The organism is Rhodoferax sp., from assembly GCF_034520025.1.
Taxonomy (GTDB): domain Bacteria; phylum Pseudomonadota; class Gammaproteobacteria; order Burkholderiales; family Burkholderiaceae_C; genus Allorhodoferax.
The window spans coordinates 877,025-892,902 of record NZ_JAXHNZ010000002.1 but is presented as its reverse complement, the minus strand read 5'-3'; the positions used below and the strand labels follow the sequence as shown (position 1 = coordinate 892,902).

The window sequence follows — 15,878 nt, the reverse complement described above, 5'->3', positions numbered from 1 at the left end:
CCGTGCACCATGGTGGCGTTGGCGTGGCAGCGTTCCACGACATCGCGTGCACAGTCTTCGCAGCGGCCGCACTGAGCGGCCACACCCAGATCGATCTGGATGTCTTCAAAGCTCTTGCCTTCACTGGCGTGATGGTGGATCTCTTTGTCGGATACGCGGTGGCAGACACAAACAATCATGGAAAGTCCGATGCTGTGGAAAAATTAAATTGTAAATGAGAAGTTATCGCATTTGCATTTATAGTTCTTAAAAAATTTACTTTTGTTTACCATGCCCGCGCTAAAACTTCATTTACCTCCTTCTCCCGACACTCTCCAATCCATGACGCCGCAAGACTGGCAAGCGGTGACACAGGCCGAACCGCAAGCAGCAGCCCGCTGGATGGAAGCCGCCGCCGCGCTTGGCAGTGCGGATGCGCAAGCTATCGCCGGGCAATGGCTGCTCGATGGCCACGGACAACCGCGGAATGTGGATGCTGCTAGAGCCAGTTTTTTGAAAGCGGCGCAGCAGGCACACCCCATGGGTATGAATATGGCCGGCCGTTGTTTTGAAAACGGTTGGGGGGGCGACGTGGACTACTTTGCGGCCGCCAACTGGTACCGCCAAGCAGCGCACGCGGGGCTGGATGCAGCGATGTACAACTACGCCAACCTGCTCGCAGCGGGCATGGGGGTTGCACAAGACGATGCCGCTGCACTCGAGTGGTACCGCCACGCAGCGGCGCGCGGGCATGCCAAGTCCATGACCAAGATTGGCTACTTTTACGAGGATGGCAGGGTTGTGGCCCGTGACCTGAATGCGGCCTTTGTCTGGTTTGAGGGCGGAGCTACAGGCGGCGACTTCCGTGGGCAATTTAATTACGCCACGATGCTGGCACAGCGCGGTGAATTGCAGGCGGCATTGCACTGGTTGAGCAAAGTGCCTGCTACCGCGACGGCCGCTTACCTGCGCCAAGCAGGCCAGCGACTGCTGGACTCCAGCTACCCCGAGATTCGCAGCATTGGCGAATCCATGCTTCAAAAAGCCGCCTAGCGCCCGCCGATATTACGCGGGTAGCTATTAAATAGATAGCAGAGTGCCGTGGTTGTCCCAGCCCCTGGCCAAGCGGTAGAGCCTATGGGCGCTGCCGCTGCCAGTGGCGCTGGTGCTTGTGGGCGCAGATAGTGCCTCACGACTACCGCCCGCCATAAAGCCATCAGCACCGTTGCCCACAGGCATCAGGGCTCCGGCGCCTGCCAAGGGCAACATGCCCCGCCATTCGCCAGCGGTGGACCAGCCCATCACTTGGCCTGCGTGGGTGGCGCTGACCCAAAACGTGTCGCCAGCCCAGCACACGTCGCCCGCATAGCCTTGCCACCCTTGTAGCGCTGCGCCGTCAGCGGGCCACGCCAACGCGTGCAGCCCATCAGAGTGCAATAACGCCAACGCCGGAGCCGCTTGCCGCAGCGCAGGGTCGGAATGCTCCGCCTGCAGTGCCACCGCCAAGGTGCCATCGGGTGCAAGCGCAAGGTGGCGCAGGCTCAAATACGGGTCGTCTAACGCAAACTGCGCAACGATGCTGCCACTCGTGCTGTCCAGCCGCGTCAGGTTGGAGGCCATTTGCGGCAGGTTGCGTTTGCGGCGACCGGTTTCGGGCAGGGTCAAGATGCCGCCATTCGCCACGATCAGTTGCCCGCCAGGCTCCCACATCAGGGCGTGGGGGCCGATGCCCCCGCTGGGGAATTCGCGAATCGTTTCCAGAGAACCTGCGTGCCGCTGCGCAATCAAGCCTTGGCCGGTGTCACCGTCGCTCTCCGTCGTGAAAATGAACCGTCCATCAGGCGACTTCACGGCATGACCGCCCAAGTAGCGATCCACCTCCACCGTGTGTAGGTGCAGTAAGCGCCCGTTGCGGGTATCTACACGGGCCAAGTACTCACCGGGCCGCCGTGCAACTACCAGCGCCTCTCGCACCGCGCCCGTGTACCGAGCCGATAAGGGCAGCAGTTGGTGTGCTCGATTGGGCAAGGCGATCGCCCAGCGGATGCTCTGCGGCGTCCACACGCCGGCATAGGCCCGGCCACCGGTTTGCCAGGCGGTGAGCACTTGCAGTGTGTCGGATCGCACCTGCTGTGCGGTTGCCGCCGCAGTGGGCAAGCAGGCCGACCACGCGGCCACGCCCAAGGTGCCCAGTGCCTGTCGCCTTGTGGGGGCTGGACGGGTCGCTGCGGGATCAGTCGCCATCGGCATCGGTAAAGCCTTGGCTAAAGTCGAAGAGCTGGCTCCCCATGTCGCTTGCCAGGGTGTGCAAGGCCAGCAGCGCTCGCTGCGCGCGCTGCACACTGGCGGGTTGGTTAGGGTTGGCCGCCAGCACCGCGGGTTGGCTGACGGCGAGTTGCCGCTCCAGCCGGTCGGCCGGGGCCAAGTGGCCGCGTGAGCGCAGCAAGTCGGTAAAGCTGTGGGGCGCTCCGTTCGCCGCACCGCAGCGGCGGGCCGGGCTGCCGGCCAGAAAATGGGTAATGCCCTCCCACTGCGCCGCCCAAGCCGGTGCGGTTTGGCCACTCACACCGCGGACCCAGATCGCACTGTCTTTTCCCCGGGTGTTGGTCCGCAGCTTCTTCAGGCGTAGCTGGTCGAGGCTTCCCATGCACTGGGTGAACCACTCGCCGTAGTCGGTCCAGGATTGCGCCTCGTCCACAGCCTCCGGCTCCGGTGCCCGGGCTCGTGCTTGGTAGTCTTGCAGAAGTACAGTGGCCTCCGCGTGGAGCTCAATACACAGCCTCGAGGCCAGGGCGCGGGTGCCCGGCTCGTTGGCTTGGCGCCATAGCAACCACTCCAGCGCCGGGAGGCCCTTGGCACCCACACCGGCTGCCCGCACCCGGCTGGCCAGGAGCGCAGGCTCTTGGGTGCTGGCCGATTGCCGTAGCTCTTGTATTTGCACGGTGCGGGTGGGCCAGAAGTCGAGGGTCCGCACCGAGCGGCGTTCCAGCACGGCACCCACCGGCACGGCGGCGAGCCGTTCCCAGTCCAGCATGCAGCGCACCCAGGCCAAGCGCTGCGTGCTGATCGGGCTAGAGGCGGTGCGCACCGAGTGCTCTAACTCTGCAGCAGACTGCGCGAAGGCTTGGGCACGCGGCAACCAATGGGTTTGCATGCCGCCCAAAGTCAACTCACTCGCGCGGTAGAAAGGGGTGGCGACCATAGGTTCTTTGTGGCAGCCGGGTGCTACTGTTTTAGGAGCTGCATGCGCATATTCTGTAAGCGCTAGAGCACTAAAAGGCACTGAAAGAAGAAAAGTACGCCGATTCATAAGGATTCCACAAACGCGACCAGCGCCTGGCGATCGCGGGCATTGAGCTTGAGCACTTGCTGCTTGGCACCTTGTGCTTCGCCCCCGTGCCAGAGGATGGCTTCGAGCACACCGTTGGCTCGGCCATCGTGCAGCAGGCGGCGGTGGCCGTTGACATCATGAATCAGGCCCACGCCCCACAGTGGGGGTGTCTTCCACTGCTGACCATTGGCGGCAAAGTCAGGCCGGCCATCGGCCAGGTCGGGCCCCATGTCGTGCAACAAGAGGTCGGTGTAGGGCCAGATTTTGAGGCCCGACACCTTGGCGCTGGACAGGCGCGGGAAGGGCGGGGCACCGGTGGTGTAGCTCGGGCGGTGGCAGCTGGCGCACTGGGCCTGCACAAACAGCGCCTCCCCTCGCACAACAGCGGGCCGTTCGACGTTGCGCCGCGCTGCGGGTGCCAGAGTGGCCTGGTAAAACACTACATCGCCCAGCGTGCGATCGTCAATTTCAGGGGCCTTGCCTTGGGCACCTTTCGGGGCCGCCAAGCAGTCTTTTTGCGAGGGCGTGCAGGCCTCCTCAGGGTGCTGGGTGGAGGTAATGCCGATGTCACCTAAAAAAGCACCGGCTGTCTGGCTGGCCAGACTGGCTTGGTTTGCTTTCCAGCCGAAACGGCCCACGCGGTGTGCGCCCGCAAGGTCGTCCCATACCCGGTTGGGCGTGCCCTTGATGGGGCCTGACATGGCGGCCTGTGCACTGGCGTTGGCCAGGATGTCGGTCTCGGCAATGGCTTCGAGCAAACCCAGGCCCGCCATTTGCGGCGCAATGCGCGGGCTGAGCATGGCGCCCGGTGCCAAAGGGCCGTAGGCCAAGCGCGTGAGGGAGTAGATGGGTTTGCGCAGGGTGTAGGGCGTGCCGTCGGCAAAGCGCCCGCGTATGAGTTCGTGGCGTATCTGGACCTGCCCTTCAGGCTCCACTCCTTGAATGGCGGCGTTGTTGAGCTGGTCGCCATACACGGGGTCCGGCACCACACCGCCGTGAGGCCCGGTGCCAGGGATGGACAGGCGCATCAGTAGTGCGACGGGCTGATCGCTCAGGCCTTTGCGGAAGTCGGGTGGGGCACCACGGCCGTCTTGCACATGGCAGCCGCCACAGGAGCGGGCGATGAAATGCGGGCCAAGGCCATCACGTGCGGTGGTGGATGCCGGTGCCTCGACCCAATTACGGCGGAAAAACGAGTTCCCCACGGCAAACCGTGCGCGTTCCTCATCGTCCAGCGTGGGTAGGGGCATAGAAAACGCGTTGCGCCCGGTGACAAAAGCGGTGGCTTGGTCTGCAGTGAGTTCACCTTGGGCGCGCCCGACTTTGTCACTATGGCTGTGGCCCCACAGAGGCCATAGCAGAGCGGAGGCAGCGCCTCCGGCTGCAATGAGCAGCCCCAGTTTTTGACGGGGGCGCAGTTTCATTTGGCTTGTGCCAATTTCGTAATACCCAAGGCGGCCGCGGCTTCGGTGATGTCTTTGCTTTGTTGGACCAGGCTGTCGATCGTTTTTTGCACGCGCACACGGCCGGGCGCGTCTTTGGCGCCCATGATTTCGCGGTCAAACGGAGCCTGGATGGCGGTGGCGTTGGCAACGCTTTGGGCAATCTGCTTGCTCACCTTGTCGGCCAGTGCGGCGTTTTTGGCGGCCACCAGGTCTTTGAGCGAAGCACCTTGCAGCATGCTGCCGTCCAGGCGCTTGTAGCTGCCCAGCCAGACGTTTTCAATGCCCTGTGCATTGGCCACCACATCGCGGTGGGTGTTGTCAGAGAAGCAAGAGTGTTCGTCTTCTTTGTCTTGCGTGTTCATGGCCACTTCCAAGCGCTCGCCGGCCAGTTCACCACGGGACAGAGAGCCCATGCCTACAATGATCTTTCGCACGGACTGGATGCCGCCTTGTTCAAACTTGGCGCGGTAGTTTTTAGCGCCGGGAGCCCAGGCCTTGACCAAAAAGCTCAGGTCGTCGATCAGCAGCTCGGTCACTACGGTCAGATAGGTGCGCCGACGGTCCGCGTTGGGGGCCTTGCCGTCCACAAAGTCTTCAAACGAGCGATTGCCCGGGCCTGTGTCACTTTGGTCCTGGCCCCACAGCAGAAATTCAATAGCGTGCCAACCTGCCGCAATGTTTTCCTCGCCACCGCGCTCATTGAGCTTGGAGAGGGTGGCTTTGTTGATTTTGACCTTGAGGTTGTTGACGATGCCGGCCTTGGGCTTGCCCGGAACGCTGTCAATGTAAGACTCATCCAGGGGCCAAGCGTTCAGACGGCCTTCGGGGCCGTTGTCATCGTCGATAGGGCCGCTGTAGAAGCGAAATGCTTCTGTTTGACCATAAAACTCACGTGCGGCGAGCCAGGCTTTTTTGGCGTCTTCAAGTCCTTGGGCAGAAGGGCTGGCGGCCAGTGCACCAATGGCTTTTTGCAGTGTTTGGGCACTGGTCAGGACGTCTTGGTAGTTGGCGGAGACCAAGGCGGCGTAGTTCCGGACTACGGTGGGCGCATCAACAGACTGCGCATGCAGAGGCAGGCCGCTCAACAGCGTGGCCGCGAGAAGGGTGCCTTGAAGGAAGCTACGTTTTTGCATGAAGTCTCTTTTTCCAAAGTGGAGTAAATGCGTATCTTAATGCAAATCATTCTCAAAATAAACTAAAAAAAACGCTGAGCGAGTCAGCGTTTGGGGTGACGCATAGGCGCTCTCGTTTAGGAGACTGCGCCCATCTGCGACTGCAGATAGTTGGGCAAGCCGACTTTGGCGATCAGGTCGATCTGGGTCTCCAGGAAGTCGATGTGTTCTTCGGTGTCGTCCAGAATTTTTTGGAGCAAATCACGAGACACGTAGTCGCGCACCGACTCGCAGTGGGCAATGCCGGCTTTGATGGTTGCCTGTGCGCCGGTCTCTGCTTTCAGATCGCATTCCAATGCCTCAGGCACCGATTCTCCGACCATGATTTTGGCCATGTCCTGCAGGTTGGGCAGGCCGTCGAGCATGAAGATGCGGTCCATCAACATGTCGGCGTGTTTCATTTCGCCAATGGACTCGCTGTATTCCTTCTTGGCGAGTTTTTCAAAGCCCCAGTGCTTGTACATCCGGTAGTGCAGGAAGTACTGGTTGATTGCGGTGAGCTCATTTTTGAGTTGGGCCTGCAAATGGCCAATGACTTGTGCGTCGCCTTTCATACGGGGCTCCTTTTTTGAAAAAAGGCCATTATCCCTTTGGGCATGTCCGGGGGAATGGCGTCGATCAAAAAATAGACGAGTCAGTGCGAATATTTTAGGAAATGAGAATGATTCGCATATACTAAACATTCAACAGTGCTCGCTGTGAGCCTGTCGCACATAGGAGAGGACGATGCCCCTGCATTGGAAACCACAAGATGAGGAATACATGATTCCGAGCGCAGAAGCGCTATTGGCCAGCACCATGGCCTTGATGACGGGTCACGTGCAGTCGTGTTGCGCTGAGCACCGCGAGGCTATGGCGACCAAGATCGTGAGTAATTTGTCCCGGCTTTCCTCGGACCCCTTGCTGTCGCCAGGCTTTCAGGCGCTGTTGTGGTCTTTGCGGCAGCGTTGGTTAGCCCAGGGGCAAGCTGCGACCGCGGTACGACCGGTGCACGTGGAAAGTGGCTTATGGCACCCAACGCCTGAGGCTGTGCAGTGAGCACGGAGCACACCGGTCATCGCGCTGGCGGACGCTATGGCTCGATGTGTCCCTGCTGCGAGCCTGAAGCCGAGGTGGTGCGTGGGCGTCCCGTGAAACAGGCCAGGCCCCGGCCGGTCATGGCCTGGCGGGTCCGGCTCGCCAATGGCCTCGAAGACCTTGTGAGTCTGAATACTGAAACCGAAGAGGAGTAACCATGCCAATCACCCAACCGGACCCGAAGCCCCGCAGTGTTCCATCGAGCTACCCGGAGCCATGTCCTGACACCCACATGCCTCCGACCGCCTCTACCGGCTCACGGAGAAAGCGGATCTGGGAATTGGGCACCCATTGCCATTGCCCCTTGGTGGGGGTGAGTTTGCCTATGGAGATGCTGCGCCGTTTAGTGAACAAGTCCCTGGGCGCAAACGCGGTGGCCAACGACTACGAGGTACATGCAGGGGCTGTGTCGGAGGCGGCGCGCCGCTGCAAGCTCTCGGAGCTGATGCAAAGTGAGCTGGAGGCGCGCTATGTGCGCGAAATTCATGCCTTTAAAGCGGCCAAAAGTAGTCTGGCTGTCGCCGAGATGTGGGTGAGCTATCTGAAGGCGGGTGACATAGCGGGCGCATTTTGGGCAGCCTTGACCCATCCGCGCTGTGATGCCGCTCTGCAAGACGCCATGTGCAAAGATTTGCACATGTTCCAGCATCAAGCCGGCGCTGGAGTGCGTTTGGAGATTGCCCGTTTCAACGCACTGGCAGAAGAAAACGCGGTGCTGGGGCGTGAGCTCGGGAAGGTGCAGGAGCGCATCAGCCGGGTGATGGCACAGAAGACAGCGGATATTGATCGGCTCCAGGCGGAGTTGCTGCAGGTGCGCGCTGAGTCCATTGCGAAGGACAGTCGCTTGGCATTTCTTGCGCAAGATCTGGAGAGCTTACAAGCGTCGATTCCGCAGTTGGAGGACAAGCAAAAGCTGCACAAGCGGGTTGAGCAAATGGCTCAGCGTCAGCTGGAATTGGAAGCTCAAAACTCCGATTTGAGGCGCCGTTTGCTAGCTTCAGAGCGCACTGCAGTCGAGCGCGCGTCCGTGGGGCGATTGAGTCTTGATGTATCCACCAACGATGAGCCGTCCGTGGTGGTGGAGTTGCACCAAAAAGTGGTCTTGTGCGTCGGTGGGCGCAGCGGCAACATTTCGAATTACCGCGATGTAGTGGAGCGGGTGGGGGGCAGGTTTGCGCACCATGATGGTGGTGTGGAAGACAACGCCTCGGTATTGGATGCCAACCTGGCTGCTGCCGATCTGGTGATCTGCCAGACGGGGTGCATCAGTCACAACGCCTACTGGCGGGTTAAAGACTTTTGTAAACGCACGGGCAAGCGTTGTGTGTTTGTCGAAAATCCCAGTGCCTCGTCGTTGGAGCGAGGTCTAGTTCAGATTGCCCTCAACAAGCCTGCGGCGGGTTCGCTCATCACTGAGACAAATAAATAGTCAGCACCGATATGTAATGCGAACGATTCGCATTACGATAACTCATTCGAATAGCAAGCCACGCCACTAGGTCCGGATAGACGAACGGAAAGCCCTGCGCAAAGCCAGCCAATGTGAAACAACCGTTTTTTCAATAGGTGGTGTATGGCGCGTATCCGTAGGTCCGGTCAGTTTTCGCTGACCCGGCTGTCTCTGTGTTTGGGTTTGGCGTTTGGTAGTGGCGGCCTGTGGGCCCAAGAAGTGCCGGTCGCCGTGCGTCCGGTGGCGACGTTGAAAGAGGTGGTGGTGAGCGCCAGCCGTGTTGAGCAGGAGCTGGAGGATGTGCCGGCCACTCTCACTGTGATTACGGCCGAAGACATTGCGTTGGACAACCCCACCGATTTGGAAGAGCTGCTGGGCAACGAAGTGGGCGTCTCGGTGCGCTCCCAGCCGAACCGTTCTTCGGGAGTGTTTTACGCCACTGGACGTAGCGGCAATGAGGGTGTCAATATCCGCGGCCTTGAGGGGGATCAAGTGCGCTTGCAGGTCGACGGCGTGAGTTTGCCCTCCACCTATGCCAGCGGTCCATATGCGGCGGGCAGGGGTGACACGATCGACCCTGAAGGCTACAAGCGGGTCGAGATTCTGCGCGGTGGCTCCAGCAGCCAGTTTGGTTCGGATGGGCTGGCCGGCGCGGTCAGTTTTGTTACCAAGGAGCCGGAAGACTTGCTCACTTTGGGAAAACCTCAGCAATTCACCCTGAAATCTGCCTACGCGTCGGTAGACAACTCGTTTCAGTTGGCGCCCAGTTTTGCGTTTGCGGGTGAAGGTGTTAAAGGCATGGTGTTGGCGAGCATGCGGCGTAGCCATGAAACCGACAACATGGGCACCAATGATTCCGCCAACAACAGCCGCACCACACCCAACCCGGCCAACAACCAGGCGGACTACGTGTTGGCCAAGTTGGTCTTGTCACCCAGTGCTACCCACCAAGTGAAGCTGAGCGCAGAAACCATTCGGCGCCAGAACAACACAGACATCAAGAGTTTTTTTGGTGATTCATTTGCTGCAGCAACGCTCACGGATGTGGATGTGCGCGAAGACATTTCGCGCGACCTGGTCAAGCTGGATTACCGCTTTGCGCCCAATGGAATGTGGTTCGATGTGATGAACGTAGGTGTATACGCACAGCAATCGAAAAATCAGCAGTACGGCTACGAGGCGCGTTCGACAGCCCCGCTAGTGCGCAATCGGGATACCGGCTATGGGGAAAACACGCTGGGTGCGAATCTTCAAATAGAAACCAACCTTGGTGATCGCATCAAGCACCGCTGGGTGTATGGGCTGGACACCTCCATTACGGACGTGACCTCGTTGAAAGAGGGATACAACAGCTCTGGCACTGCCTTTGTACGCAACAAAAGTTTCCCAGATACCGACTACCGCGTGTTGGGTGCATTCATCCAGGATGAAATCAACTTTGGCGCCGTGAGTGTGACGCCCGGCTTGCGTTACGACAGCTTCAAGCTCACCCCCAAGCCGGATGCCCTGTACCGGGTTAACAATTCGGCCGCTCCATCAGAGTTGAGCGATTCGGCGCTGTCTCCGCGACTAGGTGCTGTGTGGAAGCTGGCTCCCATGGCCCAGTTGTTTGCGAACTACGCCCATGGATTCCGGGCCCCCAAGGCCAGCCAGGTGAATGGCGGTGTTACCAATTTGACGGCCGCCGACCCGTATACGTCGACTGGCAATCCGAACCTGAAGTCAGAGACCAGCGATTCCGTAGAGTTGGGTCTGCAGGGTCATATGGCTGGCACCAAAAATTCTTACAGCGTGTCGGTGTTTCACGGCAAGTACAAAGACTTTATTGCCAGCAACGTCAAGGTGACCGATAACGCCGCGCCCATGGCGGATGTATACCAGTCCATCAACTTGAGCAAAGTCACGATCAGCGGCTTTGAGGCGCGTGCCAACTGGGCGCTGTCGAAAGACTGGAACTTGTCAGCGGCTTATGCCCACGCCGAGGGTGATTCAGAGAGCAACGGAGCCAGCACACCCTTGGCCACGATTGATCCTGACAAGCTGATTCTTGGCTTGAGTTATGCCCACGGCGCGCACTGGGGCTTGGCCACGCAAATCACTGCGGTGGAGCGCAAGCTGCGCAACCCCGATGCCACCAAAGTCACGCCAGGCGGCTACAGCTTGGTGGACGTGTCCGCTTGGTACAACGTCAGCAAGGCTACCCGCTTGACGGCCGGCATCAACAACCTGTTTGACAGAAAGTATGTGGAATGGGCGGATGTGCGTGACTTGGCTGCCACCAGCACCACTGTTGACGCCTACACCCAGCCCGGCCGCAATTTCAAAGTGAGTTTGACCCACAGTTTTTAACGGTTAGGGCACCGTTTGCCGGAAGCGCTTTCGGAGGCTTCCGGCTTTTTTACTCAAAGAATGCAATGACTGATATGACATGGTGCAAGGGCTGGCGCCGGCTCGTTTCCTGGGCGGCTTGGGTGCTGGGTGGCTGGCTGTTGCCGTCTATGGGCTTTGCCGCATCGCTGTTGTTTGTGACCACGGGCCCCATCACACCAGGCAAGTTCACTGTCTTGTCTGCAGCCGCTGCGCCTTACGGGGTCAAGGTCGAGGCCAAGTTCATTGAAAAGCTGGGTGTGGTTGATGCTCGCCTCTGGGCGGGGTATGACATGGTGTTGTTTGATGCGCCGCGCGACCACATCCGGGACGCCGTGGCCGCCAAGGTTAAAGACGCGTTGCCCGCGCTGGCACAGGCCAAAACGCCCGTGCTGTGGTTGCACACCAGCAAGCCCCAGTGGTCCCACCTGCAGGATGATCTTGCCAAGCGTTTGCATGCCTATTACGTGAATGGTGGGCGCACCAACAGTGCAGGTTTTTTTGCAACCGTAGCGGCCCATTTGGCCAAGAAACCATGGATGCAGATAGCTGCGCCCCAGGTATTTCCGGCGACGGCCATCTACCATCCCAAGGCACCTGCGCTGGTGTTTGCGGATACCGCGTCCTATCTGCGCTGGAAGGGTGCTCCCAAGGATAAACCGGTGATTGGCGTGGCCTTCCACCAGCAGGCGATTGCGGCCGAGCAGACCGGCATGATTGATCACTTCATCGCCCGCATCGAAGCTGCTGGGGCGGTACCGTTGGCCTTCTATAGCCCGGTGATGGACAACGACGCCAACACCAAGATTCTTGCACCAGAGGGCAAGCCCTTGGCCGATGTGCTGATCACCACGCAGATCATGTTGAACCCGGAGGGGCGGCGCACCGAGTTTGAGAAGTTGGGCATCCCGGTGATCCAGGCCATGGCCTACCGCAAGGGCGGTGTCGATGCCTGGTGGAACGACAGCGCAGGGATTGCGCTCATGGATGTCCCGTTTTACCTGGTCCAGCCCGAGTACGCGGGGGTGCACGACATCATGGTGGCGGCGGCTACCGATGGTGATGACCAGTTGCGCGCGATTCCGGAACAAGCTGATGCGGTGGTGGGCAAGGCCTTGGGGCTGGCCCGATTGGCCCGCGCCGCTAATGCGGACAAAAAAGTGGCCATCATGTTCTGGAACTACCCTGCAGGGGAGAAGAACTTGGGGGCTTCTTTCATGAACCTGCCCACCAGCTTGCACAGCACCTTGGCTGCCATGAAAGCCGAGGGGTACCGTACCGACGCGATGGACGCTGCCACCCTGACGCGCAACCTGCAGCGGCTGCTAACGCCGTTTTACCGGCCCGGCAGTGTTGCGCACGAGATGGATGCGCTGGTGCGCGATGGCCTGGCTGAGCTGATGCCATTGGCAACCTACAAGCAGTGGTTGGACACCCTGCCCGAAGAGCGGCGCGAGGTCTGGTCCTCCGCCGTCGCTCAGCCCGAAAAATCGGTGTTTCTGGTGCGCCGCAATGGAGAAGCCTTTTTTGCCATTCCGCGCCTCAAGCTGGGCAATGTGGTCATCATGCCGCAGCCGCCACGCGGAGAGCCGATAGGCGGTGGCTTGTATGCCAAAGGCAAAGAAATTTACCACTCCAGTACCGCCGCACCACCCCATTCCTACATGGCGGGCTACTTGTGGACTCGCGCACAGTTCAAGGCAGATGCCTTGATTCACTTTGGCACCCACGGCACACAGGAGTGGCTGCCCGGCAAGGAGCGCGGCCTGTGGGTGCATGACTACCCGCTGATGGCGCTGGGCAACGTTCCGGTGATTTATCCCTACATCGTGGACAACATTGGGGAGGCCGTGCAAACCAAACGTCGTGGCCGTGCATTGAACATCAGCCACCAGACGCCACCATTTGCGCCCGCCGGTCTGCACGCCGTGCTCACCAAGTTGCACGACGAATTGCATGCCTGGCTGGCCCAGGACCAGGGGGCGGTGAAAGAACAGCTGCGCCTGTCCATCACTGCCCTGGTGCGCAAGGAGCGCATAGACCGCGACATGGCCTGGACGCCGGAACGCATGGAGCGCGAGTTCCCAGCCTTTATCACTGCCTTGCACGACCACCTGCACGAGCTGGCCACCACCGCGCAGCCGCTGGGCCTGCACACCTTTGGGCAGGGCTCGGACAAGCAGGGGCGCCTCTACACCGTGCTCATGATGCTGGGCAGGCCGTTCTGGGAGGCGGCAGCCACCCTGGCCGATGGCAATGACCTGGAGGCTGACGAGGCGCTGATTGCCGATTACGCCAAGATGGCGCAGACGGCACCGTACAAGCTGCTGGCCAAGCATGCGGTGCAAGGCCAGCCCACCGATGGTTTGCCGCCCAAGCTCAAGGCCTTGCTCGAGCAGGGACGGCGCTGGTACAACGATTTGCAGGCCGAGGGCGAAACCCGTGGGCTGCTGGCTGCGTTGAGCGGCCGCTACATCCCCACGTCGTACGGCGGCGATCCGATCAAAAACCCCGACAGCCTGCCCACAGGGCGTAATTTGTATGGTTTTGACTCCACTCGTGTGCCCACCAAGGCCGCATGGGCGGCGGGTAAAGAAGCATTGGACAAACTGGTGGCTGCACACCAGCAGAAGACGGGTGTGACGCCTTCGAAGTTCACTTTCACGCTGTGGTCCGTCGAGACCATGCGCCACATGGGGATGTTGGAGGCCCAGGCTTTGTGGGCCATGGGCGTGGAGCCTGTGTGGGATGCCGGTGGCCGCGTGACCGATGTGAAGCTGGTGCCGCGCAAAGACTTGGGGCGCCCGCGTATTGACGTGGTGCTGTCGGCCACCGGCCTGTACCGCGATCACTTCCCCAATGTCATGAAGCAGCTGTCGCGTGCGGCACAACTCGCATCGCAAGCGACGGGGGAAGCAGACAACGCGGTGGCCAAGAATGCCAAGACCATCACCAGCCAACTGCAGGCTCAGGGCTGGCGAGCCGACGCGGCGCAGCGCGCAGGGGAGACGCGTATTTTCTCGGGCGCCTCGGGTAACTATGGCTCGGGGCTGGATGACGCAGCCTTGGCCACCGATACCTGGAAAACCAAGGAGGAGGGCGACCGCAAGATGGCTGAGCTGTATTTGCGCAAAATGCAGTTTGCCTACGGACCGGTGGAGGCCGATTGGGGCAAAAGTGGCAGTGATCTGGCCCGCGAGGCCGGAGGCAGCAGCGGAGGTGCCAGCATGAATCTTTACGCCGCCCACCTCAGGGGGACCCAAGGCGCGGTTCTGGCCCGCAGCTCCAACCTCTACGGCATGCTCACCACCGACGACCCCTTCCAGTACCTGGGTGGCATCGCTACGGCAGTGCGCTACCTGGACGGCAAAGCGCCTGAGTTGTTCATCTCCAACCTGCGCGGTACGGGCTCGGGCAAGGCCGAAGATGCCGCGGGCTTTCTGTCCAAAGAGCTGGCCTCGCGCAATTTCCACCCCGGCTATATCCAGGGCTTGATGAAGGAGGGCTACGCGGGCACCCTGCAGATGCTGGACGGCATCAACAACTTCACGGGCTGGACCACGGTGGCGCGCGAGATTGTGCGGGACGACCAGTGGCAGGAATTTGCCGATGTGTATGTGCGGGACAAACACCAGCTCGGCATGCGCCAGTACATGGAAAAGAACAACCCCCACGCCCTGGCCCAGATGATGGAGCGCATGCTGGAGATGGCCCGCCAGGGCTACTGGCAAGCTGATTCCGCCACCGTGGACGAGCTGAAGGCGCGCTACACCGATTTGGCCCAGCGCTTTGATGTGCGCACCAGCAACACCACCTTCCAGGAGTTTGTCGGTTTGTCGGGTTATGGGCTTGGTCAAGCGGTGGATGGTGCGGTGACGGCTGCAAGCCCGGCGCCTGCCCGTCCGTCCACCGCTGCACCGCCCTCTGAGGTTGTTGCTGAGGCACGACCAGTGGAGCCTTCCGTTCCCCCCTTGATTGAAGGCATGAAACTGGAGAAGGTGAGTGAACCTGTGGTCCAAGCCTTGAGCACCATGCTCTTGTTGGCCCTGGGTGTGTTGTTGATGACGCCGGCCATTGGGGCCTGGCGCCAATGGAGAAAAGCATGAGAAACCAACGATGGGCTATGACCCTGTGCCTTGGTCTTGGCGTGTGCCTGAGCGGCGCCGCCACGGCCCAAACGCCCGTCCAACCGGCGCATGCGCTGCAGGGGCGCATCTGGGATACACGCACCCAGCAGTTCATTTCCGAGCCCGTGCTGTACCAGCGCGCGGTGGCTGCGCGTTATGTGTTGCTGGGCGAAAAGCACGACAGCGAAGCCCACCACGTGCGGCAGTTGGATGTGCTGCGAGGCATGGCAGCCTTGGGCGCGCAGCCCGCGCTGGCCATGGAGCAGCTGGATGCTGAACACCAGGGCGCACTGAGCCGCGCGCAGTCGACCGGTCAGACGGATGCGGAAGCCTTGGCCGATGCAGGCCAGCTCAACCGCAAGGGCTGGCGTTGGCCCATGTACAAGGACTTGATAGCGTTCGTTGCCCAGCGCCAGTGGCCCCTGCGTGCGGCCAATCTCTCGCGTGCCGAGGCCCGCAAGATCGCATTGGGCGAAGTGAAGCCGGTATTGCCTGCGGCCACGCCCACCCAGTTGGAGGCATTGGAAAACGATGTGGTGCAAGGCCACTGCGGCCACCGGCCTGAGCCTGCGCGTTTGGCCGGCATTGTGGCGGCGCAGCGTGCACGTGATGCACTCATGGCCCAGGTGCTGGACGCTGTGGCGGGCCCGGTGGTGCTGATTGCCGGAGCGGGCCACGTACGCAGCGACCGCGCAGTGCCGCGTTACCTGGCCGCCCCTGATCAAGCCTTGACGATTGCTTTGGTCGAGACGGTGGCGGGTAAAACCGCGCCTGCCGACTATGACCGCGCGGGCTTTGATGTGCTTTGGTTCACCGAGCCCGGTGAAGTGCGTCCCGACCCCTGTGCTACGCCCTTGCCGGGCCTCGCGGCACCCGCTGCCACGGCGCCCGCAACCCTTTCAACCCCATCTCCAAATCCCAAGCTTTAAG

General features: G+C 60.8%; 11 protein-coding genes and 1 pseudogene. 6 read left to right on the top strand and 6 right to left on the bottom strand.

Going from position 1 to position 15,878, the window contains the following annotated elements; genetic code table 11:
- Window positions 1-17 precede the first annotated feature (17 nt).
- A pseudogene (locus U5L73_RS12495) lies at window positions 18-179 on the bottom strand (bacterioferritin-associated ferredoxin); the annotation flags it as partial.
- Window positions 180-321: 142 nt separating this feature from the next.
- On the opposite strand from U5L73_RS12495, the gene U5L73_RS12490 reads away from it, so the two are divergent.
- A complete protein-coding gene (locus U5L73_RS12490) occupies window positions 322-1,032 on the top strand; it encodes a tetratricopeptide repeat protein (protein WP_322562661.1) in 711 nt (236 codons plus the stop codon).
- A 27-nt stretch (window positions 1,033-1,059) separates the two neighbouring features.
- Here the strand turns inward: U5L73_RS12490 and U5L73_RS12485 are convergent, their stop codons facing one another.
- From U5L73_RS12485 to bfr, 5 genes are all read right to left on the bottom strand, one after another.
- Window positions 1,060-2,223 carry a DUF1513 domain-containing protein gene (locus U5L73_RS12485; RefSeq protein ID WP_322562660.1) on the bottom strand — a complete coding sequence of 388 codons (1,164 nt, stop codon included), beginning with the start codon at window positions 2,221-2,223 and terminating at the stop codon, window positions 1,060-1,062.
- Window positions 2,213-3,181, bottom strand: coding sequence for an imelysin family protein (locus U5L73_RS12480; protein ID WP_322562659.1), 969 nt, complete (start codon window positions 3,179-3,181; stop codon window positions 2,213-2,215). Before U5L73_RS12480 ends, U5L73_RS12485 begins: the two co-directional genes overlap by 11 nt.
- A gap of 104 nt (window positions 3,182-3,285) precedes the next feature.
- Window positions 3,286-4,734 (bottom strand): di-heme oxidoredictase family protein, encoded by a 1,449-nt coding sequence (locus U5L73_RS12475; protein ID WP_322562658.1) that lies wholly within the window; start codon window positions 4,732-4,734, stop codon window positions 3,286-3,288.
- On the bottom strand, window positions 4,731-5,888 hold the full coding sequence (locus U5L73_RS12470) for an imelysin family protein (RefSeq protein ID WP_322562657.1): 1,158 nt from the start codon (window positions 5,886-5,888) through the stop codon (window positions 4,731-4,733). The genes U5L73_RS12475 and U5L73_RS12470 overlap by 4 nt, the downstream gene beginning before the upstream one ends.
- 116 nt (window positions 5,889-6,004) lie before the next feature.
- Window positions 6,005-6,481, bottom strand: coding sequence for a bacterioferritin (bfr, locus tag U5L73_RS12465; RefSeq protein WP_322562656.1), 477 nt, complete (start codon window positions 6,479-6,481; stop codon window positions 6,005-6,007).
- 172 nt (window positions 6,482-6,653) lie between these two features.
- Between bfr and U5L73_RS12460 the strand changes: the two genes are divergently transcribed.
- The 5 genes from U5L73_RS12460 to U5L73_RS12440 all read left to right on the top strand — a co-directional run bounded on the left by U5L73_RS12460 (window position 6,654) and on the right by U5L73_RS12440 (window position 15,877).
- Window positions 6,654-6,965 carry a hypothetical protein gene (locus U5L73_RS12460; RefSeq protein ID WP_322562655.1) on the top strand — a complete coding sequence of 104 codons (312 nt, stop codon included), beginning with the start codon at window positions 6,654-6,656 and terminating at the stop codon, window positions 6,963-6,965.
- Between the two features lie 196 nt (window positions 6,966-7,161).
- Window positions 7,162-8,433 carry a DUF2325 domain-containing protein gene (locus U5L73_RS12455; protein WP_322562654.1) on the top strand — a complete coding sequence of 424 codons (1,272 nt, stop codon included), beginning with the start codon at window positions 7,162-7,164 and terminating at the stop codon, window positions 8,431-8,433.
- A 144-nt stretch (window positions 8,434-8,577) separates the two neighbouring features.
- The gene (locus U5L73_RS12450) at window positions 8,578-10,803 is read left to right on the top strand and encodes a TonB-dependent hemoglobin/transferrin/lactoferrin family receptor (protein WP_322562653.1); all 2,226 of its coding nucleotides are present in this window, start codon (window positions 8,578-8,580) and stop codon (window positions 10,801-10,803) included.
- 65 nt (window positions 10,804-10,868) lie between these two features.
- Window positions 10,869-14,927, top strand: coding sequence for a cobaltochelatase subunit CobN (gene cobN, locus U5L73_RS12445; RefSeq protein WP_322562652.1), 4,059 nt, complete (start codon window positions 10,869-10,871; stop codon window positions 14,925-14,927).
- Entirely contained in the window at window positions 14,924-15,877 is a 954-nt protein-coding gene (locus tag U5L73_RS12440) for a ChaN family lipoprotein (protein ID WP_322562651.1), read from the top strand. The genes cobN and U5L73_RS12440 overlap by 4 nt, the downstream gene beginning before the upstream one ends.
- The last annotated feature ends 1 nt before the right edge of the window (window position 15,878 follow it).

What these genes read in the sequence shown, in the direction of transcription:
- U5L73_RS12460 (WP_322562655.1), top strand. Translation starts at nt 6,654, where the DNA reads ATGCCCCTGCATTGGAAACCACAAGATGAGGAATACATGATTCCGAGC.
- U5L73_RS12455 (WP_322562654.1), top strand. Translation starts at nt 7,162, where the DNA reads ATGCCAATCACCCAACCGGACCCGAAGCCCCGCAGTGTTCCATCGAGC.
- U5L73_RS12490 (WP_322562661.1), top strand. Translation starts at nt 322, where the DNA reads ATGACGCCGCAAGACTGGCAAGCGGTGACACAGGCCGAACCGCAAGCA.
- cobN (WP_322562652.1), top strand. Translation starts at nt 10,869, where the DNA reads ATGACTGATATGACATGGTGCAAGGGCTGGCGCCGGCTCGTTTCCTGG.
- U5L73_RS12485 (WP_322562660.1), bottom strand. Translation starts at nt 2,223, where the DNA reads ATGGCGACTGATCCCGCAGCGACCCGTCCAGCCCCCACAAGGCGACAG.
- U5L73_RS12475 (WP_322562658.1), bottom strand. Translation starts at nt 4,734, where the DNA reads ATGAAACTGCGCCCCCGTCAAAAACTGGGGCTGCTCATTGCAGCCGGA.
- U5L73_RS12440 (WP_322562651.1), top strand. Translation starts at nt 14,924, where the DNA reads ATGAGAAACCAACGATGGGCTATGACCCTGTGCCTTGGTCTTGGCGTG.
- U5L73_RS12480 (WP_322562659.1), bottom strand. Translation starts at nt 3,181, where the DNA reads ATGGTCGCCACCCCTTTCTACCGCGCGAGTGAGTTGACTTTGGGCGGC.
- U5L73_RS12470 (WP_322562657.1), bottom strand. Translation starts at nt 5,888, where the DNA reads ATGCAAAAACGTAGCTTCCTTCAAGGCACCCTTCTCGCGGCCACGCTG.
- bfr (WP_322562656.1), bottom strand. Translation starts at nt 6,481, where the DNA reads ATGAAAGGCGACGCACAAGTCATTGGCCATTTGCAGGCCCAACTCAAA.
- U5L73_RS12450 (WP_322562653.1), top strand. Translation starts at nt 8,578, where the DNA reads ATGGCGCGTATCCGTAGGTCCGGTCAGTTTTCGCTGACCCGGCTGTCT.